23 protein-coding genes and 1 pseudogene are annotated in these 24472 nt (G+C 71.1%); 18 read left to right on the top strand and 6 right to left on the bottom strand.

What is annotated here, in order from left to right:
* The first annotated feature begins 316 nt into the window (after positions 1–316).
* The 7 genes from infA to truA all read left to right on the top strand — a co-directional run bounded on the left by infA (position 317) and on the right by truA (position 4605).
* Positions 317–538 (top strand): translation initiation factor IF-1, encoded by a 222-nt coding sequence (gene infA / locus ACIQ1J_RS26225; RefSeq protein WP_004927214.1) that lies wholly within the window; start codon positions 317–319, stop codon positions 536–538.
* 68 nt (positions 539–606) lie between these two features.
* Positions 607–720 carry a 50S ribosomal protein L36 gene (rpmJ, locus tag ACIQ1J_RS26220; protein WP_003974245.1) on the top strand — a complete coding sequence of 38 codons (114 nt, stop codon included), beginning with the start codon at positions 607–609 and terminating at the stop codon, positions 718–720.
* Between the two features lie 221 nt (positions 721–941).
* Positions 942–1322, top strand: a complete 381-nt coding sequence (rpsM, locus tag ACIQ1J_RS26215) for a 30S ribosomal protein S13 (RefSeq protein ID WP_003974244.1) — start codon at positions 942–944, stop codon at positions 1320–1322.
* A gap of 66 nt (positions 1323–1388) precedes the next feature.
* Positions 1389–1793 (top strand): 30S ribosomal protein S11, encoded by a 405-nt coding sequence (rpsK, locus tag ACIQ1J_RS26210; protein WP_003948617.1) that lies wholly within the window; start codon positions 1389–1391, stop codon positions 1791–1793.
* A 142-nt stretch (positions 1794–1935) separates the two neighbouring features.
* Positions 1936–2958 (top strand): DNA-directed RNA polymerase subunit alpha, encoded by a 1023-nt coding sequence (locus tag ACIQ1J_RS26205; RefSeq protein WP_003966937.1) that lies wholly within the window; start codon positions 1936–1938, stop codon positions 2956–2958.
* Between the two features lie 215 nt (positions 2959–3173).
* Positions 3174–3677 (top strand): 50S ribosomal protein L17, encoded by a 504-nt coding sequence (gene rplQ, locus ACIQ1J_RS26200; protein WP_210957933.1) that lies wholly within the window; start codon positions 3174–3176, stop codon positions 3675–3677.
* 70 nt (positions 3678–3747) lie between these two features.
* Positions 3748–4605 (top strand): tRNA pseudouridine(38-40) synthase TruA, encoded by an 858-nt coding sequence (truA, locus tag ACIQ1J_RS26195; protein ID WP_403560559.1) that lies wholly within the window; start codon positions 3748–3750, stop codon positions 4603–4605.
* A gap of 26 nt (positions 4606–4631) precedes the next feature.
* On the opposite strand, the gene ACIQ1J_RS26190 is transcribed toward truA, so the two are convergent.
* A complete protein-coding gene (locus tag ACIQ1J_RS26190) occupies positions 4632–5615 on the bottom strand; it encodes a hypothetical protein (protein ID WP_403560557.1) in 984 nt (327 codons plus the stop codon).
* 17 nt (positions 5616–5632) lie between these two features.
* On the opposite strand from ACIQ1J_RS26190, the gene ACIQ1J_RS26185 reads away from it, so the two are divergent.
* The 5 genes from ACIQ1J_RS26185 to ACIQ1J_RS26165 all read left to right on the top strand — a co-directional run bounded on the left by ACIQ1J_RS26185 (position 5633) and on the right by ACIQ1J_RS26165 (position 12542).
* Positions 5633–6814: a CapA family protein gene (locus ACIQ1J_RS26185; RefSeq protein ID WP_403560555.1), complete on the top strand. Its 1182-nt coding sequence runs from the start codon at positions 5633–5635 to the stop codon at positions 6812–6814.
* Positions 6815–7022: 208 nt separating this feature from the next.
* Complete coding sequence (locus tag ACIQ1J_RS26180) at positions 7023–9263, top strand: HAMP domain-containing protein (RefSeq protein ID WP_403560553.1); 2241 nt, start codon at positions 7023–7025, stop codon at positions 9261–9263.
* Between the two features lie 6 nt (positions 9264–9269).
* Entirely contained in the window at positions 9270–10940 is a 1671-nt protein-coding gene (gene pgsB / locus ACIQ1J_RS26175) for a poly-gamma-glutamate synthase PgsB (RefSeq protein WP_403560551.1), read from the top strand.
* A complete protein-coding gene (locus ACIQ1J_RS26170; protein WP_210957928.1) occupies positions 10937–11419 on the top strand; it encodes a poly-gamma-glutamate biosynthesis protein PgsC/CapC in 483 nt (160 codons plus the stop codon). Before pgsB ends, ACIQ1J_RS26170 begins: the two co-directional genes overlap by 4 nt.
* 31 nt (positions 11420–11450) lie before the next feature.
* Positions 11451–12542, top strand: coding sequence for a C40 family peptidase (locus ACIQ1J_RS26165; RefSeq protein WP_403560549.1), 1092 nt, complete (start codon positions 11451–11453; stop codon positions 12540–12542).
* Between the two features lie 40 nt (positions 12543–12582).
* Here ACIQ1J_RS26165 and ACIQ1J_RS26160 read toward each other — a convergent pair whose 3' ends face one another.
* Positions 12583–13467: a hypothetical protein gene (locus ACIQ1J_RS26160; protein WP_345636407.1), complete on the bottom strand. Its 885-nt coding sequence runs from the start codon at positions 13465–13467 to the stop codon at positions 12583–12585.
* Positions 13468–13541: 74 nt separating this feature from the next.
* Between ACIQ1J_RS26160 and ACIQ1J_RS26155 the strand changes: the two genes are divergently transcribed.
* The 4 genes from ACIQ1J_RS26155 (at position 13542) to glmM (ending at position 17559) form a co-directional block, all read left to right on the top strand.
* Positions 13542–14747, top strand: a complete 1206-nt coding sequence (locus tag ACIQ1J_RS26155) for a glycosyltransferase 87 family protein (protein WP_403560546.1) — start codon at positions 13542–13544, stop codon at positions 14745–14747.
* A gap of 207 nt (positions 14748–14954) precedes the next feature.
* Positions 14955–15398, top strand: coding sequence for a 50S ribosomal protein L13 (rplM, locus tag ACIQ1J_RS26150; RefSeq protein ID WP_003974239.1), 444 nt, complete (start codon positions 14955–14957; stop codon positions 15396–15398).
* A 42-nt stretch (positions 15399–15440) separates the two neighbouring features.
* The gene (rpsI, locus tag ACIQ1J_RS26145) at positions 15441–15953 is read left to right on the top strand and encodes a 30S ribosomal protein S9 (protein WP_210957924.1); all 513 of its coding nucleotides are present in this window, start codon (positions 15441–15443) and stop codon (positions 15951–15953) included.
* Between the two features lie 247 nt (positions 15954–16200).
* The gene (gene glmM / locus ACIQ1J_RS26140; RefSeq protein WP_403560543.1) at positions 16201–17559 is read left to right on the top strand and encodes a phosphoglucosamine mutase; all 1359 of its coding nucleotides are present in this window, start codon (positions 16201–16203) and stop codon (positions 17557–17559) included.
* A 182-nt stretch (positions 17560–17741) separates the two neighbouring features.
* On the opposite strand, the gene ACIQ1J_RS26135 is transcribed toward glmM, so the two are convergent.
* Together ACIQ1J_RS26135 and coaA are read right to left on the bottom strand one after the other, a co-directional pair.
* The gene (locus ACIQ1J_RS26135; RefSeq protein WP_403560541.1) at positions 17742–18683 is read right to left on the bottom strand and encodes a DUF389 domain-containing protein; all 942 of its coding nucleotides are present in this window, start codon (positions 18681–18683) and stop codon (positions 17742–17744) included.
* A gap of 31 nt (positions 18684–18714) precedes the next feature.
* The gene (coaA, locus tag ACIQ1J_RS26130) at positions 18715–19704 is read right to left on the bottom strand and encodes a type I pantothenate kinase (protein WP_403560539.1); all 990 of its coding nucleotides are present in this window, start codon (positions 19702–19704) and stop codon (positions 18715–18717) included.
* A gap of 206 nt (positions 19705–19910) precedes the next feature.
* On the opposite strand from coaA, the gene ACIQ1J_RS26125 reads away from it, so the two are divergent.
* Positions 19911–20693, top strand: a complete 783-nt coding sequence (locus ACIQ1J_RS26125; protein WP_403560537.1) for a hypothetical protein — start codon at positions 19911–19913, stop codon at positions 20691–20693.
* A 127-nt stretch (positions 20694–20820) separates the two neighbouring features.
* On the top strand, positions 20821–22668 hold the full coding sequence (glmS, locus tag ACIQ1J_RS26120) for a glutamine--fructose-6-phosphate transaminase (isomerizing) (protein ID WP_403560535.1): 1848 nt from the start codon (positions 20821–20823) through the stop codon (positions 22666–22668).
* 4 nt (positions 22669–22672) lie between these two features.
* Here glmS and ACIQ1J_RS26115 read toward each other — a convergent pair.
* Both ACIQ1J_RS26115 and ACIQ1J_RS26110 read right to left on the bottom strand, forming a co-directional pair.
* A pseudogene (locus tag ACIQ1J_RS26115) lies at positions 22673–22894 on the bottom strand (RNA-binding protein); the annotation flags it as partial.
* Positions 22895–22948: 54 nt separating this feature from the next.
* Entirely contained in the window at positions 22949–24403 is a 1455-nt protein-coding gene (locus ACIQ1J_RS26110) for an NAD(P)H-hydrate dehydratase (RefSeq protein ID WP_403560533.1), read from the bottom strand.
* Positions 24404–24472 lie beyond the last annotated feature (69 nt).

Here is a 24472-nt window from a genome sequence, read left to right as displayed (position 1 = left end):
CGGCTCAGCCCTTCCGAGCCTGTGGGACGCCCCTGGCGCCGGGCCCGGGAGAGGGGGGCGTCGGGGGAGGGGACGGCGGCAGGGCGATGCCGGCGGAGCCGGGCGTCACCGCGGCGCCGGATCCGTCGGCGTGAGCGCTCTGAGCCGGGGCGGTTTCCGTCGCATAACGATCACCCCGGTGGGGCAGGCTACCTCGTTTCGCCTTTCCGGGTGTGCTGACGTAGACTAACTCGTCGGCTCTCGTGCACCCGCATGCCTGCATGCTCTCGCAACTCGCAGGGGAGTCGATCAAGGTAGTCGATTCGAAGGGCGAAGCGTGGCCAAGAAGCAAGGTGCCATCGAGATCGAGGGCACTGTCGTCGAGTCTCTTCCGAACGCCATGTTCAGGGTCGAGCTCCAGAACGGCCACCAGGTCCTGGCACACATCAGCGGCAAGATGCGCATGCACTACATCCGCATCCTCCCTGACGACCGGGTCGTGGTGGAGCTGTCTCCGTACGACCTGACGCGTGGCCGGATCGTCTACCGGTACAAGTAGATCTTGCCCACGTCCCGCGTGTGTCCCACGCGGGCCCGCCGGCAACTGACCCGGAGAACCTCACACCCATGAAGGTCAAGCCGAGCGTCAAGAAGATCTGCGACAAGTGCAGGGTGATCCGCCGTCACGGTCGGGTCATGGTCATCTGCGACAACCCGCGCCACAAGCAGCGCCAGGGCTGACGTACGGCCGTTCCCTCCGCGATTCGCAAGACTTCGCGCGACGCGAGCTGAATTTGTTCATACGCAGGACCCGGACGCCCAGGCGTCCGACACCCCCGGTTCGGAGGCCGGGGACCCGAGCCGTACCAAATCTTCGACTGTGTCTTCGGCACAGCGTGAAGAGGCCGGCGGCCGGAGACCGGTTCTGTGGAAGACCTCCGAAGATCAACTGGAGCCATTGAATGGCACGCGTTTCCGGTGTTGACATCCCGCGCGAAAAGCGCGTGGAGATCGCCCTCACCTACGTGTTCGGCATCGGCCGGACTCTCTCGCAGCAGACGCTCGCTGCCACCGGCGTGGACCCGAACACCCGTGTTCGTGACCTCTCCGAGGAGCAGCTCGTCGCGATCCGCGAGTACGTCGACAACAACATCAAGACCGAGGGTGACCTCCGTCGCGAGGTCCAGGCCGACATCCGCCGCAAGGTCGAGATCGGCACCTACCAGGGTCTCCGCCACCGTCGCGGTCTGCCCGTCCGCGGTCAGCGCACCAGCACCAACGCGCGTACCCGCAAGGGCCCGCGTCGCGCCATCGCCGGCAAGAAGAAGCCGGGCAAGAAGTAGTCCGCAGCGGACTCGCCGTCCAGCGGTCTTCGCTGTAGGACCGACCACCTCCCGTAGGAGAACGACATGCCCCCCAAGGGACGTCAGGGCGCTGCCAAGAAGGTGCGCCGCAAGGAAAAGAAGAACGTCGCTCATGGCCACGCGCACATCAAGAGCACGTTCAACAACACGATCGTGTCCATCACGGACCCGACCGGCAACGTGATCTCCTGGGCCTCCGCCGGCCACGTCGGCTTCAAGGGCTCCCGGAAGTCCACGCCGTTCGCCGCGCAGATGGCCGCCGAGTCGGCTGCCCGCCGCGCTCAGGAGCACGGCATGCGCAAGGTCGACGTCTTCGTCAAGGGCCCGGGTTCCGGTCGTGAGACCGCCATCCGTTCGCTCCAGGCGACCGGCCTCGAGGTCGGCTCGATCCAGGACGTCACCCCGACGCCGCACAACGGCTGCCGTCCGCCGAAGCGCCGTCGCGTCTGATCCGTCGCGTCTCTCGGGACGCGTCCGATCTCGCTTCACCAGGGTTTCCGGGCGGTACGGCTCTTTCGGGTCGTATCGCCCGTACCCTTGCAGTACTAGTCGGGCGTCAAATAGCGGGCGCCCCTGACTGAAGGATCACCACATGCTGATCGCTCAGCGTCCCTCGTTGACCGAAGAGGTCGTCGACGAGTTCCGCTCCCGGTTCGTCATCGAGCCGCTGGAGCCGGGCTTCGGCTACACCCTCGGCAACTCCCTGCGCCGTACGCTCCTCTCCTCGATCCCGGGTGCGGCGGTCACGTCCATCCGCATCGACGGTGTCCTGCACGAGTTCACCACCGTGCCGGGCGTCAAGGAGGACGTCACCGACCTGATCCTCAACATCAAGCAGCTGGTCGTGTCGTCCGAGCACGACGAGCCCGTCGTGATGTACCTGCGCAAGCAGGGCCCGGGTCTGGTCACCGCCGCCGACATCGCGCCCCCGGCCGGTGTCGAGGTGCACAACCCCGACCTCGTCCTCGCCACGCTCAACGGCAAGGGCAAGCTGGAGATGGAGCTGACCGTCGAGCGCGGCCGCGGCTACGTCTCCGCCGTGCAGAACAAGCAGGTCGGTCAGGAGATCGGGCGCATCCCGGTCGACTCGATCTACTCGCCGGTTCTCAAGGTCACGTACAAGGTCGAGGCCACGCGTGTCGAGCAGCGCACCGACTTCGACAAGCTGATCGTCGACGTCGAGACCAAGCAGGCCATGCGTCCGCGCGACGCCATGGCGTCGGCCGGCAAGACCCTGGTCGAGCTGTTCGGTCTCGCCCGCGAGCTGAACATCGACGCCGAGGGCATCGACATGGGTCCGTCCCCGACGGACGCCGCGCTCGCCGCCGATCTGGCGCTGCCGATCGAGGAGCTGGAGCTCACCGTTCGGTCGTACAACTGCCTCAAGCGCGAGGGTATCCACTCCGTGGGTGAGCTCGTGGCCCGTTCCGAGGCGGACCTGCTCGACATCCGCAACTTCGGTGCGAAGTCGATCGACGAGGTCAAGGCCAAGCTCGCGGGTATGGGGCTTGCGCTGAAGGACTCGCCTCCCGGGTTCGACCCGACCGCCGCGGCGGACGCCTTCGGCGCCGACGACGACGCGGACGCGGGCTTCGTGGAGACCGAGCAGTACTGAGCGCTCCGCGAGGAGGGCCGTACTGCGGCTGCCGGTCCGTAGTGGCTGGCCGCGCCCACGCGACGGAGTCGCATATCGACACCGCCCCGCGCCCCTTCGGGCGCGGACCCTCCGGGGCGTGTGAAAAGCGCCCCGGATCTCCGACAGGCGACCGCCTGCTCGGATACTGACTTCGGTACCTGATACGGCCGGGGCAGACACCTAGGAGAAACACCATGCCGAAGCCCACCAAGGGTGCCCGTCTGGGCGGCAGCGCCGCGCACGAGAAGCTGCTCCTCGCGAACCTCGCGAAGAGCCTCTTCGAGCACGGCCGCATCACCACCACCGAGGCGAAGGCGCGCAAGCTGCGTCCGTACGCCGAGCGTCTGGTCACCAAGGCGAAGAAGGGCGACCTTCACAACCGCCGTCAGGTGCTCCAGGTGATCACGGACAAGAGCATCGTGCACACGCTCTTCACCGAGATCGGCCCGCGCTACGAGAACCGTCCCGGTGGCTACACCCGGATCACCAAGATCGGTAACCGCCGTGGCGACAACGCGCCCATGGCCGTCATCGAGCTGGTCGAGGCGCTGACCGTGGCGCAGGAGGCGACCGGCGAGGCCGAGGCCGCCACCAAGCGCTCCGCCAAGGACGCCGAGGCCGCCGAGGCTGCCGAGACCAAGGTCGACACGACCAAGGCCGACGACGAGGCTGCCGCCGAGGAGTCGAAGGACGCGTAAGCGTTCCGCGTTCGCGGGTCCGTTCCTTTCGAGGGGCGGGCCCGCTTTCGTTTGCTGAGAGGATCTCTGGGTGAGTGACGAAGTGGAACCCGGGTTCGTACGGGTGCGGCTGGACCTGTCGTACGACGGGAGCGAGTTCTCCGGCTGGGCCAAGCAGGCCGGTGGGCGGCGGACCGTGCAGGGTGAGATCGAGGACGCGCTGCGGACGGTCACGCGCTCCCGTGAGACGTACGAGCTGACCGTGGCGGGGCGGACCGACGCCGGGGTGCACGCCCGGGGCCAGGTCGCCCACGTCGACCTGCCGCGCGAGGTCTGGGCCGAGCACAACGGGAAGCTGCTCAAGCGGCTCGCCGGCCGGCTGTCCAGGGACGTACGGGTGTGGGCCCTGCGCGAGGCGCCCGACGGCTTCAACGCCCGGTTCTCCGCGATCTGGCGGCGCTACGCCTACCGGGTCACCGACAATCCCGGCGGCGTCGACCCGCTGCTGCGCGGCCACGTCCTGTGGCACGACTGGCCCCTCGACGTGGACGCCATGAACGAGGCCGCCCGCGCGCTGCTGGGCGAGCACGACTTCGCCGCCTACTGCAAGAAGCGGGAGGGGGCCACGACCATCCGGACCCTCCAGGAACTGAGCCTGGTGCGCGGTACGGACGACGGGATCATCACCGCCACCGTCCGGGCCGACGCCTTCTGCCACAACATGGTGCGCTCCCTCATCGGGGCGCTGCTGTTCGTCGGTGACGGGCACCGGGGGACCGACTGGCCGGGGAAGGTGCTCGCGGCCGGTGTACGGGACTCCGCCGTGCACGTCGTACGGCCGCACGGGCTGACGCTGGAGGAGGTCGGCTACCCGGCCGACGAGCTGCTGGCGGCCCGGAACAAGGAGGCGCGGAACCGGCGGTCCCTGCCGGCGGCCGGCTGCTGCTGAACGGACGGGCGTCCAGCGGGCGCCGGTCAGTCGCCCGCCCAGGTGCTGAGCAGCCCGGCCACGGCGTCCGCGGCCTCGTCGGCGTCCCGGCCGTCGCCCCGGGCGTCGGGCGCCAGCTCCAGGTGGACGAAGGTCGCGTGCTGCCGCTGGGCCGCGCGGCCCTGGACGTTGGTCGTGCCCTCCAGCGGACACCGCGCCGACCAGCCCCGGCAGACCCGGAGCCCCTCCGACTCCATCCGGTCGGCCAGCGCCGAGACCTCGCCGGGGGCGCTCTCCGCGGCGCCCGTGGACAGCACGGCGTCGTAGCGCTCCGTGGTGGACTCGGCGAAGCCGTGCAGCTGGATGCCGGGAACACCGCGTTCCTGCAGCTCCAGGACGATGCCGTGGAAGGCGCTGTCCTCGCGGTGGGCGACGTCGGCGGCGTCCCCGCGCCCGGCCCGGCGGTGGGCGCCGGCCAGGACCAGCGCGCCGCCCGGGGTGTCCTCCAGCAGGCGCACGCCCAGCTCCTCGGTGTCCCGGTCGGAGACGGGGTGCGGCACCTGTGCGCTCCAGCGGAGGCGGGAGTCGGCGTTCAGGTACAGCCGGCCCCACCGGTCGCTCTCGCCGGGGCCGGTGGCGGCGACCTCGTCGTAGCGCCGGCCGGACTCGGTGTCGGTGAGCCGGGTGACGCCGAGACCGACCGGGGCGAGCAGCCGCTCGGCCTCGCGCGCGTCGCCCTCCAGCAGGCTGCCGACGCCCCGGGCCAGTCGGGCGCGTTCCTCCTCGCCGGGCGGCGAATAGGGGCCGTCGGGGTCCAGATCCCTCGTGTACGACAGCACGCGGCCGCGCAGGTCGACCAGTTCGCGGGCCGTCGGGTCCGAGTCCTCCGCGGACGAGTCGGAGGACGCCTGACACCCGGTCAGCACCAGGAGGACACCTACCAGACCGAAAACGAACACAAAGCGAGACTGTTTTGTAATGGTAGAGACAGGGTGAGCTGTGAGGCTCATGTGAACATGTTTCGGTGACATTCCGTAAGTCTCTCCGTATGGGTCGTGCCGTGGCGATCCTGGTGGTTACCGCCACTCTGGCCACCGCGTGCGCCTCCGGGTCCGTGGATCCGCAGGCGAAGCCCGGCGGACGCTCGTTCACCGTGGCCGCCGCGGGTGACGTACTGATCCACCCCGAGCTGGTGGAACAGGCCGCCAAAGACGCCGAGGAGACCGGCGAGGGCGAGGCCGGACTGGACTTCGGTCCGCTGCTCGCCGGGGTGAAGCCGGTCGTCAGTGAGGCGGACCTGGCGATCTGCCACATGGAGACACCTGTCGGGAAGCCGAAGGGTCCCTTCCAGGGATACCCCGAGTTCCTGGTGCCGCCGCAGATCCTGACGGCCCTGAAGGACGTGGGGTACGACACCTGCTCCACGGCCTCCAACCACACCTTCGACCACGGGCTCAAGGCCGTACGGCGGACGCTGGACGCCATGGACGAGGTGGGCCTCGGGCACGCCGGGTCGGCGCGTACGTCCGAGGAAGCAGAGCAGATCAACATCCGGGACGTCAACGGCGTCAAGGTCGCGCATCTCGCGTACTCCTGGGAGTCCTTCCTCAACCCCACTCCCGAGAAGCAGAGCTGGGCCTTCAACCGGAGCAGCACCGAGGAGATCAAGAAGGACGAGGGCCAGGCCCGGAAGGCGGGGGCCGAGGTGGTGATCCTCTCGGTCCACTGGGGCCTGGAGCACTACAACGAGCCGAGCGTGCCGCAGTTGGATCTGGCCCGGCGGATTACCGAGGAGACAGGCATCGACCTGGTGATCGGACATCACGCCCACGTCGTCCAGCCGATCCAGAAGGTGAACGGCACCTGGGTCGCCTACGGCCTCGGCAACCAGGTGGCCCGGCACTCCTCCCCGACCGGGCTGACCGAGGAAGGGGCCATCGGCTGGTTCGAGTTCCGGGAGACGACCGAGGGCGGCTGGGACGTCACCGCTCGCCACCGCACCACGCTGGTGGACATCCCGCCCGAGGTTGAGCCCGGTGAGGAACTGCCCGACGGCGCCGTCGAGGACCACCGGCTGGTGGACGTGCAGTACCGGCTCGACCACCCGGACGGCCTGTCCGAGGAGCGTCTCGCCCGCTACCGGCTGGCCGCCGAACGCACGCGCGGATTCCTCTACAACCGGGGCGCTCCCAACGGCGACGGCCTGAAGCCGCTGACTTTGGAGGAGTGAGCAGCGCCACACCGCGTTCCGCGTCGAGGCCTACAACCTTGACAGCTTTTCTCAGTCTTTGTAGTGACGACGTCGCACGTTCGCGGCAGCGGTGCGTCCAGCGCGCGCTGGGCATTCCCGTAGCAACCAAGGAAGAAGACCGGTGACATCGAGTCGTGCCGCGAACTCCGGGCGGAAAGGGCGGCGACGCAGCCGCAGGCGTGCGGACATGCCCCTCCTGGGCGGCATCCGTCCCCCGATCGCGGTGCTGTGTCTGTTGATCGTCGCCCTGACGGCGCTCACGGCGAAGGTGCTCGGGCCCGGCGAGGACACCGTGGTGCCCAAGGCCGTGCTGTCCTCGCAGCGGCACTTCGCGGAGGACGGCGCGATCGCGCTGCGCGCCTCGATCGACGAGCGGGTCACGGACCTGGAGCGCACCGCCGCCGCGCTGAACGCCAAGGAGCCCGAGGAGCCGGAGCGCGTCCTGTCCGACCTGGGCCGGACCTACCAGAAGTGGACCGGCACCACCGTGGTCGAGCTGGAGAGCGGCAAGGTGCTCGCCGCGCGCGGCGAAAGGATTCCACTCGCCTGGCTCGACAAGGACGTCCTCACCGGCGAGCACGCCCTCACGCCCCGCATGATGCGGCTGGAGACCGGTGACGTCCGGCTGATGACGATGGCGCTCCTCGACGCGGAGGACCGGCCGCAGCAGCTCCTGATCGCCTCCAACAGCCTGTCGGTGCCCGCCATCAACCTGGGCCCGTTCCGCAGCATGGCGGTCGTCGCCCGGGACGGCGAGGTCCTCGCGACCGAGGGCTTCGAACAGTCCGAGGCCCTCAACTCCGACCAGGAGCGCAAGGAACTCGTCTTCCTCCAGAAGCAGATGTCCCAGCTCTCCGACCAGGCCGCCGCACGCACCGAGGAGCACCCCGTCACCGCCAGGGAGCCCGGCTCCCGGGGGTACCCCGGCGTCAGCGGGACGCTCCTGGGCGACGACTACGCCGGCCGGGTCACCACCGCCGGGTACGCCTCCCTCGCCTCCTCCGACCCGGAGGAGAAGGACAGCGTCGCCGCGGGCCTCGGCCTCACCGTGGTGGCGATGCTGCCCGTGGTCCAGCAGGGCGCCGCCGAGACGGGCCGGGAACTGTACGGGCTGGTCGCGGCCGGGGCGCTGGTCGTGCTCGGGCTGCTGGCGGCGGCCGTGCTGTGGGCGGCCGTGCAGCGCCCGCTGCTGCGGCTGTTCCTGGAGTCCCGGCGGCTCGCCCGCGGCGATCTGACCCGGCCCGTCGCGGTGCCCCGCTGGGGCGAGGCCGCCCGGATCGGTGCCGCGCTGGAACGCCTGCGGGCACAGCTCAACGGCACCGGTGAAGACCCCGGCGCCAAGAGCGGCAAGGTCCGCCTCGGCATGCGCGTGCCGCTCGCGGCGACCGCCGTTCTGCTGCTGCTGTGGTGCGTGCCGGTCGGCCTGCTGCTGAACCGCACCGACGGCTCGGTCAGCGTGCCCGCCACCATCGTCAACGACCAGCGCGACCGCACCGACCTGATCGCCGACCGCGTCCGCCGGGCGCTCAACGAGGCCCAGGCGGACCTCGTCTCCACCTCCCGGCTGATCGACGCGGACGACCCCGGCGCCGCCGAGAGCCTGCTGACGGACGCCCTGGAGGAGCACACCCGCTACCAGGCCCTGTACGTCGTGGACGCCGGCGGCGCGGTCGTCGCCCGGGCCGGGGGAGACCCGCACGACTGGAGCGACGACGAGGACCTGCCGTTGGTCCGCGTCTCCGGCAAGGGGGACAGGAAGCCGGTGATCCAGGCCGCCGCCCCCGTGCCGGAGCACAAGGGCACCACCCTGGTCGGCGAGGTACGGGTGGAGTTCCTCAACTCGCTGCTGAAGCGGCCCGGCCTCGGCGAGGTCCGCGTGGTGAACGCCGACGCGCGGACCGTCGCCGCCAGCGACGGCTTCCTGGCCTTCGAGCAGCTGCCCGGCGACGCCCTGACCGACCTGGTCCGCGCGGGCAACGTGCCGGTCGGCGCCGGACCCGTCGAGAACGGCCTGCTCATCCGGGACGGCGGCGACGTCACCGTGGCCGCCGCGGCCCCCTTCTCCGGCGGCGGCATCGCCTCCGACATCGGCTGGACCGTGGTCAGCAGCCAGGACGCCGACCGCTTCGAGATCGCCGCCTACGAGCGCGAGGACCGCAGCGTGCTCGCCGGGATGCTGGGCCTCGCCGCGATCGTCGTCTGCCTGGGCTGGGTGTACCTGGTGGTGGCGCGGCCGCTGCGGGCCCTGGCCGCCAGTGCCGAGAAGCTCGCCGACGGAGACCTCAAGACCGTGCACTATCCCCGCTACCAGGACGAGGTCGGGGCCGTCGTCCGCAGCCTCGAACTGCTCCGCCAGCAGTTGCAGGCCCGCCGCCAGAACCAGGCCCGCCGACCCGCCGAGCCCCGGCCCGGCGCCGGAGGAAGGTGATCCCGAGTGCTCTATCTGTACTTCGTCCTGCTGGCCGGCAGCCTGTTCCTGCTCGTCGCGGGCATCGTGGAGCAGCGCCGGCACTACGCGGCGCTGCACTCCATCCCCTCCCGCGTGCTCGTCAACGGCATCCGCGGCAAGTCCTCCATCACCCGGTTGTGCGCGGGCGCGCTGCGCGGCGGTGACCTGGTCACCGTGGCCAAGACGACCGGTACCGCCGCGCGCTTCATCCACCCCGACGCCACCGAGGAGCCGGTCTACCGCAAGTTCGGCATAGCCAACGTCGTCGAGCAGATCGGCATCGTCCGCCGGGCCGCCACCTACCGTCCCGACGCGCTGGTCATCGAGTGCATGGCGGTCATGCCGGCCCTCCAGGAGGTCAACCAGAGCAAGCTGATCCGCTCCACGATCGGCGTGCTGTGCAACGTCCGCGAGGACCACCTCGCCGAGATGGGCCCGACCCTGGACGACGTGGCGCGCTCGCTGTGCCGCTCGATGCCCGAGAACGGCATCTGCGTCACCGCCGAGAAGGAGCGCTTCCACATCCTCCAGGAGGAGGCGGACGCCCGTAACTGCCGGCTGGTCTACGCGGACCCCGAGATGGTCACCGACGAGGAGCTGCGCGGCTTCAGCTGGTTCACCTTCAAGGAGAACGTCGCGATCGCCCTGGTCGTCGCCGAGCTGGTCGGCGTGGAGCGGAAGGTCGCCCTCCAGGGCATGTACGACGCCCCGCCGGACCCGGGCGTGCTCTCCGTGGAGCGCTACGTGGCACCCGAGGGCAAGCGGCTCGCCTTCGCCAACGTCTTCGCGGCCAACGACCCCGAGTCGACGCTGATGAACATCAACCAGCTGCTCGATCTGGGCGCCATCCGCCGCCCGCTCAACGTGGTGATCAACTGCCGTCCGGACCGCGTGGAGCGCAACGGGCAGATGGGCGAGATCATCCCCGACCTGGAGCCGGAGAACGTCTTCGTCATCGGGCACCCGTCCAAGAGCGCCATCGACGCCATCCCCGCCCAGTGGCGCGAGAGGGCGGTCGACCTGGGCGGCGAGCGACGGTCGGCCGACGAGTTCATGCCGGCCCTGCTCGGGCGCATGTCCGACGGCTCCTCCCTGGTCGCCATCGGCAACATCCACGGCCAGGGCGAGGAGCTTCTGGAGTTCCTGGCCGAGCTCCCGGCGGACGACAGCGACAGCGACGGCGACACCGGCACGGCGGCGCCGAGCCTGGACCCGTTCGCCTCGTACCCGACGGCGTACGAGGAGCGCTACCAGGCCTCGCAGACCCAGGAGATCCCGGTGGTCCGCATCCCGGCCCAGCCGACGGGACCGTACGGGCAGCAGCAGGGTCGGTACGAGCCGCAGCAGTACGAGCGGCAGGAGTACGAGCCGCAGCAGTACGAGCACGAGCAGCGGCAGCACGAGCGGCAGCAGTACGAGCAGCGGCAGCACGAGCCGCAGCAGTACGAGCACGAGCAGCGGCAGTACGAGCAGCGGCAGCACGAGCAGCAGGAGTACGAGCAGCGGCAGCACGAGCAGCAGGAGTACGAGCAGCCCCAGTACGGACAGCGGTACGAGCAGCACGCCCCCGACCGGGAGCCCTGGCCGCCCCACGACGAAGCGCACGACGACCCCTACGGCGGGACCCCCCGCCCACCTGCCCGGAGACCCCGTTGACCACCGCCGCACTCACCCCCGAGATGGCCGCCCTCGGCATCGCCATAGGCCTGTTCTTCTCGCTGCTGTGCTATCTCACCACCAATCTGTCGCCCGGTGGCATGATCACGCCGGGCTGGATCGCGCTGACCCTCATCGAGGACCTCCAGCGCGCGGCCATGATGGTGGGCGTCACCGCGCTGACCTACGCGGGCACCAAGCTCATGCAGCGGCTGGTGATCCTGTACGGCAAGCGGCTGTTCGCCGCGGTGGTGCTGCTGGGCGTGCTGCTCCAGGCCACGGTGATGATCGTGCTCTCGATCGAGTTCCCGCTCCTCTACGGCAACCAGACCCTCGGGTTCATCGTGCCCGGCCTCGTCGCCTACCAGATGGTGCGCCAGCCCAAGGGCGCCACCCTGCTGGCCACCGGCACGGTCTCCCTCATGGCCTACATCGTCGTCGCCGCCGGCCTGCTGCTCGGCGTCATGCCCACCGTCTGAGAACGAGTCTGAGAACGAGGAGGAGCAAACCATGGCGGCGAAAGCCAAGAAGAAGTCGCGTCCGGTCGTCTCGGGCCTGGTGGTGCTGGCGCTCGTCGGCACGTCCGGCTACCTCACCCTGGAGCTGCGCAAGCAGGAGGAGACGGGAGTCACGGAGGTCCGGAACGTCGGCGTCCTGGACGGGTCCCGCGGCTCCGGCGGCGGCGCCGCCTCGAAGGACGACGGCGAGGAGAGCTGGTCCCGGCTGGAGAACCCGGCGCGCTCCGTGCTGCGCGACGCGGACGGCCGGATCAGGGCCGTGCTCACCGACGGGGCGCGCATCGCCACCCTGACCGGGCCGGCGCGCACCTTCGAGGAGCCCGCCTCGACCTCCTCCAAGGTCTCCACCACGGACTGGGTCCGGCTCATGCCCGAGCCCTGGACGAAGGGCGCCGAGAAGAAGAAGTGGTTCAAGGAGTGGTACGCCGAGTACCGGGACAGCAAGGAGGACGACCTGTTCGCCTTCGCCTTCCAGTACGTGGCCGGCGCGCCGCAGAAGAAGGACGAGCAGGGCATCGCCTACGCCGGTGACGCGAACTTCGGCCCGCTGAACACCACCGGCGCCGAGGACGGCGACCTGCGCCTGGAGCAGTCCGACTTCTACGACTACCTCGGCGTCCCGTACCCGTTCCGCGACGGCTCGGCGGGCACGCCGGAGGCCATGCGCGCCAGGTCCCTGGACTGCTCCGGCTTCGTCCGCATGGTGCTCGGCTACCGCGCCCGCTACCCGCTGATGTCCTCCGACGCCTCCGGCGACGGCCTGCCGCGCACCGCCAACGGCATGGCCCGCTCGAAGGAGGGCGTCGACGTGCTCCCGCTGGCCGGAGTGTCGCCGGACGACCGGCCGTCCGCCATCGACCAGCTCCAGCCCGGCGACCTCGTCTTCTTCAAGCTCGACGCGCGTACCAAGGACCGGCTGGACCACGTGGGCATGGTGCTCGGCTACGACACCGAGGGCCACCTGATCTTCGTCTCCAGCCGCGAGGAGGTCAACGGACCGACCATCGGCGACATCGGCGGCGTCTCCCGCCTGGACGGCAACGGCTACTACGCCAAGACGCTGCGCAGCGCCAAGCGGCTCTGACGGCGGGCTGGGCGGCGGGGGCAGCGGTCGGAGCGGGGGATCAGCCCTCCGCCGCGGCCGAAGCCTGGGCCTCGCCGCGCCTGCGGATCTGCCGGAAGGCGAACTCGGCCAGGTCGTCGCCGGCCCGGAACACCGCCGTGGACTTCTCCGTGACGTTCTTGCCGTTGGTGAAGCCGGCGACGGTGAAGTAGGCGTAGCGGCCGTAGGAGTTGGTGGTGGAGCGGCAGACGGCGCCGGTGCAGAAGGACTTGACGCCGCCGCCGGACAGGGAGCGCACGATGCTCTTCTTGTCGGCCTGCTTCTTGGCCTTGGCGGCCTGGGCCTCCGTGTCGAAGACGGCCACGCCGACCGTCACGGCGGTGTCGCCCTCGGTGTAGGTGACGCGGAGCAGCCGGGTGCAGTCGTTGGCGTCGAGGACCTTGGGCAGGGTGCCCTGGGCGGCGGAGCCGCAGGTGCGGGTGTCGGCCGTCGGGCCCTTCTTGTAGACCGTGTCGCCCATGGTCAGCTGGGTGCCGGGGAAGAGCAGGTCGGGGCTGAGCGGGGCCTTGTCCTTCTTGGCGCTGGAGACGAAGTCCTTCGGGTCCAGTGGCGGCGGGGCGCTGGTCGGGGCGAAGGACGGCTCGGTGGCCGTCGCGCTGGGTATGTCCGCCGTCGCGGGGAGCTGCGAGGAGGGGCCGTCGGACGCCTGGCCGGAGCCGTTCGCGGAGACCACGGCCACGGCGACGGCGCTGGCTATCGCCACGGTGGCCAGCGCGCCGCCACCGATGAAGAGCAGCCGGCGCCGCTTGGCGCGGGCCTCGGAGGCCTCGGCCAGAGCGGCCCAGTCCGGGGTGTTGTCACCGTCGCCACTGTTCCAGGGCTGCTGCTGCGATTGCGGTTTCCAGGGATCCCACTGCGACTGAGGTCCCCCCTGCCCAAAGCTCATGGGCGGCATCTTAGACGGGCGAAGCGGCGTGCTGGTGCGCCTGTGAAGGCTGTGCGGCACCTAGCGTTCCGTTCATGCGGAAGGGCAAAAGCGACATCTCCGGGTGGTTGGTGCGGCCTGCGGGCGGGCCCGCGTGGGCGGTGCTGGTGGTGGTGCTGGTGGCGTCCGCGGTGCACGCGGGGCGGGTGGCCTCGGACGGAGGGATGGACAACGCGATCGTCGTGCGGGCCGCCCGCACCTGGCTGGCCGGCGGCTCCCCGTACGACGATCCGCACTTCCTCTACTTCCCGAGCGCGGTGCTCGCCGCCGCCCCGCAGGCAACGCTGCCTCCGGAGGTGCTGCGGGTGCTGGTGCCGTGCGCGGTGACGGCCCTGCTGGCGCTGGGCTGGGCCTGTGCGCTGCGGCTGCACCGCGTGCCGCTCGGCAGCCGGCTGGCGGTGCTCGGGCTGACCGGGCTGGCGGTGGGCTTCGCGCCGTTCGGGCACCTGGTGCGCCTCGGCAACTGGACCGTGACGGCGGCGGTGGCCCTGCCGCTGGCCCTGCTGCTGGCCGGCCGGGGGCGGTGGACGGCGGCGGGCGCGGTCATCGGCGCCGCCGTGGCGCTCAAGCCGCTGCTCGCGCCCGTCCTGTTGCTCTTCCTGTTCGCCGGGCGGTGGCGGGCGCTGGCGACGGCCGTCCTGGTGCCCGCGCTCGCCTGTGGCGCGGCGGCGCTGGCGATGCCCGACCCGGCGGGCTTCTTCACCCGCACCCTGCCCTTCCTGCTCGACGGCGACGACGGCTTCGTACGGCTCTACGAGGCGTCCCCGGCGGCCGTACTGCCCCGGCTCGGGGTGCCGGGGGCGCTCGCCCAGTGGCTCGCGGTGGTGGCGGCCGGGGCCGGGGTGCTGTGCGCGTACGTCCGCTGGCGCCGTGCCGACCCCGGGCCGCTGCGGCTCTCGGAGACCGGCGCGGGCCTGATGCTCTCGGCGTTCCTCGTCTCCCGGCCCTCCTACGACCACTACCTCCTGGTCGCCCTGCCGCTGCTGCTCGCCGGGCTGCCGTACGCCGGTTCGGTGGCCCGCGGGGCCTGGTTCTGGATCGCTCTGGTGCCCCAGGTGCCGGGGCTGACCTGGCCCTGGCTGGAGTCGGAGCGGCGGCGGGCCTTCAAGGACGCGTTCACACTGTGCGTGCTGGCGGTGACGGTCGCGTGGCGGGCCCGGGCCGGCGCGTCGGCCGCCGGCGATCACACGCGCGCGAGGCCCGAGCCGGAGCCCGCGCCGGTCCCGGCGACTCCGTTTTGACCCGGCTATGGGACCCCGGGTACTCTGCACAGTCGTATGTGTATTGGCTTGCTCATTCTCACGTGAGGGGCCCTTACACCGGTCCACCGGGACCGATGACCAGCGACCTGCACGCGGTATGCGTCACCGTGGTGCGGTCAGGGCTGTCGTGATCGTCTTCGGTGACCATGTCAGGACCACTCACTGAAGAAGCGAAGGCTACGAACCGTGCGTACGTACAGCCCCAAGCCCGGCGATGTGACGCGCCAGTGGCACGTCATCGACGCTCAGGACGTCGTCCTGGGTCGTCTGGCCACCACTGCGGCCTCCATCCTGCGCGGCAAGCACAAGCCGATCTACGCGCCCCACGTCGACACCGGTGACTTCGTCATCATCATCAACGCCGACAAGGTGCACCTCTCCGGCAACAAGCGGACCCAGAAGATGGCGTACCGCCACTCCGGCTACCCGGGCGGTCTGCGCTCGGTGCGCTACGACGAGCTGCTGGACAAGAACCCCGAGAAGGCCGTCGAGAAGGCCATCAAGGGCATGCTCCCCAAGAACTCCCTGGGCCGTCAGATGCTCTCGAAGCTGAAGGTCTACAAGGGTGACCAGCACCCGCACGGCGCGCAGCAGCCGCAGCCGTTCGAGATCACCCAGGTCGCGCAGTAGTTCCGGCCACCCCCTAAGACTGAAGAGAATCTGAGGAGCATCGTGGCCGAGACCACTGCCGAGCAGCCGCTCGAAGAGATCGACATCGACAGCTACACCACCGAGTCCGAGGTGCCCGTCGAGGGCGAGTACACCTCGGAGTCCATGGCCTCCGCCTTCGGCGAGCCCCAGCCGGCCGCCGGCCTGGGCCGTCGCAAGAACGCCATCGCCCGTGTCCGGATCGTCCCGGGCACCGGCAAGTGGAAGGTCAACGGGCGCACGCTCGAGGACTACTTCCCGAACAAGGTGCACCAGCAGGAAGTCAACGAGCCCTTCAAGGTGCTCGAGCTGGACAACCGCTACGACGTCATCGCCCGCATCTCGGGTGGCGGCGTCTCCGGTCAGGCCGGTGCGCTCCGTCTCGGTGTCGCCCGCGCCCTGAACGAGGCCGACGTCGACAACAACCGCGGTGCGCTCAAGAAGGCCGGTTACCTCAAGCGTGACGACCGTGCGGTCGAGCGCAAGAAGGCCGGTCTGAAGAAGGCCCGCAAGGCTCCGCAGTACAGCAAGCGCTAAGTCGCACCGGCTGTACTCCGAACGCCCCGGCGGCACGCCACTGTGCTGCCGGGGCGTTCGTTTATCTCCGTCGTTGGGCGTATAACGGCACAAGACGTTCAGACGCTCAGAGGTTCAGAAGCTCAAATGCTTGTGTGATCGGATGGCCGGGCGGTGCGTTGCGACGCGGGTCCGTGACCACGGGAGCCGACTGCGTGGGCCGCACCGGCAGCCGCTTCCGGAATTGACGTTTCCTTCAGGAGGACAAGTGGGACGACTCTTCGGCACGGACGGCGTGCGCGGTGTCGCCAACGCGGACCTGACGGCCGAGCTGGCGCTCGGTCTCTCCGTCGCCGCGGCGCACGTACTGGCGGAGGCGGGCACCTTCGCCGGGCACCGGGCGACCGCGGTGGTCGGACGCGACCCGCGCGCCTCCGGGGAGTTCCTGGAGGCGGCCGTGGTCGCGGGCCTGGCCAGCGCCGGTGTGGACGTCCTGCGGGTCGGCGTGCTGCCGACGCCCGCGGTCGCCCACCTCACCGGCGCCCTCGGCGCCGACCTCGGCGTGATGCTCTCCGCGAGCCACAACGCCATGCCCGACAACGGCATCAAGTTCTTCGCCCGCGGCGGCCACAAGCTCGCCGACGAGCTGGAGGACCGCATCGAGTCCGTCTACGCCGAGCACCGCACCGGCGCCCCCTGGGACCGCCCGACCGGCGCCGGCGTCGGCCGGGTCCGCGACTACGACCAAGGGCTCGACCAGTACGTCGCCCACCTCGTCGGCGTCCTCCCGAACCGTCTCGACGGACTGAAGATCGTCCTCGACGAGGCGCACGGCGCGGCCTCCCGGGTCTCGCCGGAGGCGTTCGCGCGGGCCGGCGCCGAGCTGGTCACCATCGGGGCGGTGCCGGACGGCCTCAACATCAACGACGGCTGCGGCTCCACCCACCTCGACCTGCTCCAGGCCGCCGTCGTCGAGCACGGCGCCGACCTGGGCATCGCCCACGACGGCGACGCCGACCGCTGCCTGGCCGTGGACCACACCGGCGCCGAGGTGGACGGCGACCAGATCCTCGCCGTGCTCGCGCTGGCGATGCGGGAGCGGGACGCGCTGCGTTCCGACACCGTCGTCGCGACCGTCATGTCCAACCTGGGCTTCAAGCTCGCCATGGAGCGCGAGGGCATCCGGTTCGCGCAGACCGGGGTGGGCGACCGGTACGTCCTGGAGGAGATGAAGGAGCACGGCTACGCCCTCGGCGGCGAGCAGTCCGGCCACGTCATCATCCTCGACCACGCCACGACGGGTGACGGCACGCTGACCGGCCTGATGCTGGCGGCGCGGGTCGCGCAGACCGGCCGTACGCTCCGGGACCTCGCGTCCGTCATGCAGCGGCTGCCGCAGGTGCTGATCAACGTGCCGGACGTGGACAAGTCCCGGGTGACGACCTCCGCCGAGCTGGCGACCGCCGTCGCGGAGGCCGAGCGGGAGCTGGGGAGCACCGGGCGGGTGCTGTTGCGTCCCTCCGGGACGGAGCCGCTGGTGCGGGTGATGGTCGAGGCGGCGGATATCGAGCAGGCTCGGTCTGTTGCGGGGCGGCTGGCCGATTCGGTGAAGTCGGCGCTGGGGTAGTTACTCGGGTCCCGGTCCGGGTTCGGGGCAGGGTTCTGTGTGTTGCGGGCTGCGGCGGCGTCGTGGCTGGCCGCGCCCACGCGGCGCAGCCGCACATCAGCACCGCCCCGCGCCCCCAGGTCCTGTCGTCAAACTCCCGTCGTCCGCCCGGAGGCAGACGGGAGTTTGACGACAGGACCTAGCTAGGTCGGTTTCGTCATCCGGCGTCGTTGGGTCGCCCACAGGGCCTTCTGGGCCAGCAGCGTCAGTGTGCCGGCCAGGATGATGGCGACCAGGTTGAGCAGTAGCTGCTCGGTCGAGAGCCAGGCCTGGTGGGTGTCGTCGTAGACGAGGGCCACGGCCGCGTTCGCGGCGGCCGGGACGGTCGTGACCGAGATGGCGACTCCGACCAGGGCACCGGACTTCGCCGAGGTCAGGGAGAGGGTGCCCGCGACTCCGGCGAGGATCGCCACCACGAAGGAGAACCAGTCGGGGGCGTAGACGAACCCGGTGTTGGGTCGCTCCGCGTCCAGCTGGTCTTCGCTGAACAGGCCCACGGCGTCCATGAAGAGGCTGAAGCCCGCGGTGACGGCCATCGCCGCCGCGAACCCCACCAGCAGGGCGATCGCCGAGCGCAGGGCCAGTCGCGGGGCCCGCTGCACGATCGCCGTGCAGATGCCGGCCAGCGGTCCGAACTCCGGTCCGACCGCCATCGCGCCCACGATCAGGATCGCGTTGTCGAGCACCACGCCGCAGGCCGCGATCATCGTGGCGAGGGTGATGAAGGCGACGTAGGTGATGGAGAGGGTCGACTCCTCGTGCGTGGCCTCCTCCAGCTGCTCCCACAGGACCGCGTCGGCGGGCTCGCCCGGCGCGTCCCGCTCCGCCTTGTCGGCGTGCTCGGACAACGACAGGTCGATGTTCTCGGCGGTGATGGCGCCGCAGCTGTCGATGCCCAACCCCCGGAGCCGGCTGATGAGTTCGTCGCCGGCCTCGCGGGCCACGTCGCACATGACGACGTCGCCCTCGGGCTCGCGGGCGGCGCCCGGCAGGACGACGAGGTGGGTGGTGCCGACCGTCCGGTCGATCAGGCGGACCACCTCGTCGGTACGGTCGGCCGGGGTGATCAGGCGCAGATGCAGCATCCGGCATTTCTACCGGCTGGGAAGGCCGCCGTCACAGTTTGCGCAGGCTCAGCCGCTGCACCTTGTGGTCGGGTCCCTTGCGCAGGATGAGGGTGGCCCGGCCGCGGGTGGGTGCCACGTTCTCCACCAGGTTGGGCTTGTTGATGGTGCGCCAGGTGGTGCGGGCGTAGTCGAGGGCCTCCTCCTCCGACACCTGGGTGTACTTGCGGAAGTACGAGGACGGGTTCTGGAAGGCGGTCTCGCGCAGCTTGCGGAAGCGGCTGAGGTACCAGTGCTCGATGTCCTCGGTGCGGGCGTCGACGTACACGCTGAAGTCGAAGTAGTCGGCGAGACCGACCCTGGTGCGGCCGTCCTTGCCGGGCAGCGCGGGCTGGAGCACGTTGAGGCCCTCGACGATCAGGATGTCGGGGCGGCGGACGACGAGCTTCTGGTCCGGGACGATGTCGTAGATGAGGTGGGAGTAGACCGGGGCGGTCACCTCGCCCTTGCCCGCCTTGATGTCGGCGACGAAGCGGGTCAGCGCCCGGCGGTCGTAGGACTCGGGAAAGCCCTTCCGGGACATCAGGCCGCGGGCCTCCAGCTCCTTCGTGGGGAGCAGGAAGCCGTCGGTCGTGACCAGCTCCACGCGCGGGTGCTCGGGCCAGCGGGACAGCAGCGCCTGGAGCAGGCGGGCGACGGTGGACTTGCCGACCGCGACCGAGCCGGCGACCCCTATGACGAAGGGGGTGCCGGACTGCGAGCCCTGTTCACCGAGGAAGGTGTTCAGCGCGCCGCGCAGGCCGTCGGTGGCGCCGACGTAGAGGTTGAGGAGCCGGGACAGCGGGAGGTAGATGTCCCGCACCTCGTCGAGGTCGATGACGTCGCCGAGGCCGCGCAGCTTCTCGACCTCCTCGGCGGTGAGGGGCAGCGGCGTCTTGTCGCGCAGCGCGCTCCACTCGGGGCGGGTGAGGTCGACGTAGGGAGTCGCCTCCGGCCGCTGCCGGTGGGCGCTCCGGGGCGTCGGGGAGACCGGAGAGATCACAGTCCATTGTTAACGGAGTTCGTACGTGGCGGCAGGTGGGGTGTGTCACTCCCGCCCGCCGCCGGACGGGCCCTAATGGCGGGAGATCACGTCGGCGTCACGGTCGGATACCGGGTGGCGCATCACTGATCATCTGTCAGGCGGCTGTGAATACAGTGCTCGCACATACGTGCGGTACCTCCGCCGTCTGGAAGAGAGAGCCCAACGTGAGACTGACCGCCGTTCGCCGTACCGCCCTCGCGGCCTCCGCCGCCGCCCTGGCCCTCCTCGTCACCGCCTGCGGCGGCTCCTCCGACGACGACGGCGAGAAGACCGGCGGCGACAAGGCCGAGGGCGGCGCGCCCGCCTCGGCGGCCGCCAAGGCGCTCACCGCCGCCGAGCTGGAGAAGGCCGCGCTGGCGCAGGCGGACGTCGACAACGGCAAGGTCACCAAGACGTCCGCGACGGACGACGTGAGCAAGGACAAGGTGAAGGGCGGCGACACGGCCTGCGAGCCCCTCGCCTTCGCCGAGACCGGCGTCCCGCTGGGCGAGCCGGCGGCGACCGCGAAGCGGAGCTGGACGGAGGGCCCGAAGAAGCCGTCCGGCGACGAGGCCACCGAGGAGTCCATCAATGCCGCCTTCGACCTGGACAAGGCCCTGGTGACGCTGGCCACCTACGACGACGGCGGCGCGGAGGCCGTCCTGAAGGACGTGAGGGACGCCGTCGGCAAGTGCGCCGGAGGCTTCACCTTCACCGCGGTCGGCGAGACGGCCAAGATCGCCGAGGTGGCCGAGGGCAAGGCGCCCGGCGGTGCCGACGAGGCCGTCGCGATGACGATGACGATGGTCGGCGACGATGGCGACGAGTTCCCGGTGAAGGTGGTCGTCACCCGCAAGGGCTCCACCGTCGCCTCCTTCACCGTCCTCAACCTCGCCGCCGCCGGAACCGGCAAGGACTTCCCGTTCCCCACGGAGATCAGCGACGCCCAGCTCGCCAAGCTCGGCTGAGCCCGGCGTCGGCGATCCGCTGATCCGCTGAAGTTCCCCACCGGGGCGTTCGTACCCCGGTGGGAATTTCCGATTCCGGGCACGGGAAGGCCGGTTCTCGACCGGATCTGATCGTAGGCTGCCCGTCATGTGCGGAATCGTGGGATACGTGGGATCGCAGTCGGCGCTCGACGTCGTGATGGCCGGGCTGAAGCGCCTCGAGTACCGGGGGTACGACTCGGCGGGCGTCGCGGTGCTCGCGGACGGCGGCCTCGCCACCGCCAAGCGCGCCGGAAAGCTCGTCAACCTGGACAAGGAATTGTCCGAACGGCCACTGCCGACCGCCGTCACCGGCATCGGCCACACCCGCTGGGCCACGCACGGCGGCCCGACCGACGCCAACGCCCACCCGCACCTCGACAACGCGGGCCGGGTGGCCGTGGTCCACAACGGCATCATCGAGAACTTCGCGCCGCTGCGGGCCGAGTTGGCGGAGCGCGGCCACGAACTGGCCTCCGAGACCGACACCGAGGTCGTCGCCCACCTGCTCGCCGAGGAGTTCTCCGGCTGCGCCGACCTCGCCGAGGCGATGCGGCTGGTGTGCCGGCGCCTCGAGGGCGCGTTCACGCTGGTCGCGGTGCACGCGGACGCGCCGGACGTGGTCGTGGGCGCACGCCGCAACTCGCCGCTCGTGGTGGGCGTGGGGGAGGGCGAGTCCTTCCTCGCCTCGGACGTCGCGGCCTTCATCGCCCACACCCGGGACGCCATCGAACTGGGCCAGGACCAGGTCGTCGAGCTGCGCCGGGACGGTGTGACGGTCACCGGCTTCGACGGCGCCCCGGCCGACGTCCGCTCCTACCACGTCGACTGGGACGCCTCGGCCGCCGAGAAGGGCGGTTACGCCTCCTTCATGCTCAAGGAGATCGCCGAGCAGCCGAAGGCGATCGCCGACACCCTGCTGGGCCGCATCGACGGCTCCGGCACGCTCAGCCTGGACGAGGTGCGCATCCCTCCGGGGGCGCTGCGCGAGGTCGACAAGGTCGTCGTCGTCGCCTGCGGTACGGCCTTCCACGCCGGGCTGATCGCCAAGTACGCCATCGAGCACTGGACGCGAATCCCCTGCGAGGTGGAGCTGGCCAGTGAGTTCCGCTACCGCGACCCGATCCTCGACCAGCAGACCCTGGTCGTCGCGATCTCCCAGTCCGGCGAGACCATGGACACCCTCATGGCCCTGCGCCACGCCCGCGAGCAGGGCGCCAGGGTGCTGGCCATCTGCAACACCAACGGCTCCACCATCCCCCGCGAGTCCGACGCCGTGCTCTACACGCACGCCGGTCCCGAGGTCGCCGTCGCCTCCACCAAGGCATTCCTCACCCAGCTGGTGGCCTGCTACCTCGTCGCCCTGTACCTCGGACAGGTGCGCGGAACGAAGTACGGGGACGAGATCCGCGACGTCGTCCGCGACCTCTCACGGATCTCCGAAGCGGTCGAACAGGTCCTGGAGACGATGACGCCCGTACGGGAACTGGCGCGCTCCCTCGCCCACAAGAACACGGTGCTGTTCCTGGGCCGGCACGTCGGCCACCCGGTCGCCCTCGAAGGCGCCCTCAAGCTCAAGGAGCTGGCGTACATGCACGCCGAGGGCTTCGCGGCGGGCGAGCTGAAACACGGGCCGATCGCGCTGATCGAGGAGGACCTGCCGGTCGTCGTGGTCGTCCCGTCCCCGCGCGGGCGCTCGGTCCTCCACGACAAGATCGTGTCCAACATCCAGGAGATCCGCGCCCGCGGCGCCCGCACCATCGTCATCGCCGAGGAGGGCGACGAGGCGGTCGTCCCCTACGCCGACCACCTCGTCCGCGTCCCGGCGACCCCGACGCTGCTCCAGCCGCTGGTGGCGACGGTGCCGTTGCAGGTCTTCGCGTGCGAGCTGGCGACGGCCCGGGGCAACGAGGTGGACCAGCCGCGGAACCTGGCGAAGTCGGTGACGGTGGAGTAGGTCCTCAGCCGTCGGCGGGGCCCAGCGCGGTGACGAGGCGGAAGCGTTCGAGGACGGCGGGCGTGTCGTCGTCCACGGTGAACTCCGGGTCCTCCAGCGCCGAACGCGTCTCCTCGCTGTGCCGGAACCGCTCGTGGCCCGCCCGCCACTCGGCCACGGTGGTGTGGCCCCCGCCCTCGTCCACCGCGTAAGCGAGGTCCACCTGAGCCAGCGGCACGACGCGCAGCCATGCGATCACACCACCTGGGCCAGCGGCACGACGCGCAGCCATGCGATCACACTAATTCCGAAGCCCCCGCACGTCCCGCCACGCCCCCGGGATGGCCCCGGCGACATCGTGCGCCCCCGTCGGCGCCCCGTCCGCCGCGAACCGCCCCGCCAGCCCGTGCAGGTACGCCCCCGCACTGCCCGCGTCCCGTGCCGACAGCCCCGCCGCCAGCAGTGACCCCGCCAGCCCCGACAGCACGTCCCCGCTCCCGGCGGTGGCGAGCCACGACGTCCCCGTCGCGTTGACCCGCACCGGCCCTCCCTCCGCGCCGGCCACCACCGTCGTCGAGCCCTTCAGCAGCACCGTCGCCCCGTACCGCCCCGCCAGTTCCCGTGCCGAGGCCAGGCGCGCCCCCTCGACCTCCTCGCGGCCCACCCCGAGCAGCGCGGCCGCCTCCCCGGCGTGCGGCGTCATCAGCGTCGGCGCCGTACGGCCCCGCACCGCACCGGCGTCGGCCAGCCGCAGCCCGTCCGCGTCGATCAGCACCGGCACCTCCGCGGCCAGCACCTGAGCCACGGTCCCGGCGTCGTCACCGGCGCCCGGTCCGACGACCCACGCCTGCACCCGCCCCGCCCGCTTCGGCCCCTGGTCGGACACGAGCGTCTCCGGGTAGCGGGCGATCACCGCGTCCCCGGCCGGACCGACGTACCGCACCGCCCCGGCACCGCCCCGCAGCGCCCCGGCGACGGCGAGCACGGCCGCGCCGGGATAGCGGACCGACCCGGCGGCGATGCCGACGACCCCCCGCCGGTACTTGTCGCTCTCCGCCCCCGGCACCGGCAACAGCCGCGCCACGTCCGCGTGCTGCAACGCCTCCAGCCCGGCCGCGTCGTCCGGCAGCCGCAGCCCGATGTCCACCAGCCGCACCGACCCCGCGTACTCCCGCCCCGGATCGACCAGCAGCCCCGCCTTGTGCGCCCCGAACGTCACCGTCAGGTCGGCCCGTACGGCCGCCCCGGGCACCTGCCCCGTGTCCGCGTCCACGCCGCTCGGCAGGTCGACGGCGACGACGGCGGCCCGCGACCGGGCGGCCGCGTCGGCGAGCGGCACCGCCTCCTCCCGCAGCCCGCCCCTGCCGCCGATCCCGACGATGCCGTCGACGACGAGATCGGCCCGCGCGATCAGTTCTCCGGCGGAACCGGACTCCGCGACCCGTCCGCCCGCCCGGCGCAGCGCCGCCAGCCCCCCGCCGTGCGCGCGCTCCGGAGTGAGCAGCACCGCCGTCACCCCCGCCCCCCGCCCGGCGAGTCGCGCCCCGGCGTACAGGGCGTCGCCGCCGTTGTCCCCGCTCCCGGCCAGCAGCACCACCCGGCTGCCGTAGACCCGGCCGGCCACTCGCCGGAGCACCCCCGCGCAGGCGGCGGCGAGCCCGGCCGCGGCCCGTTGCATCAACGCCCCCTCCGGGAGCCGCGCCATCAGCTCCCGTTCGGCCGTCCTGACCATTTCCACGCTGTACGCAGTCCGCATGCCGTCGAGTCTTCCCCGTACCGCGTGAACGTTCACGGCCCCGGGAACTCCGCGCTACCCGTTGACGCT

The organism is Streptomyces sp. NPDC097107, assembly GCF_044762405.1.
Lineage (GTDB): Bacteria > Actinomycetota > Actinomycetes > Streptomycetales > Streptomycetaceae > Streptomyces > Streptomyces thinghirensis.
Note: the sequence above shows the minus strand (reverse complement) of the source record. Positions and strands in the feature narration are given on the sequence as shown.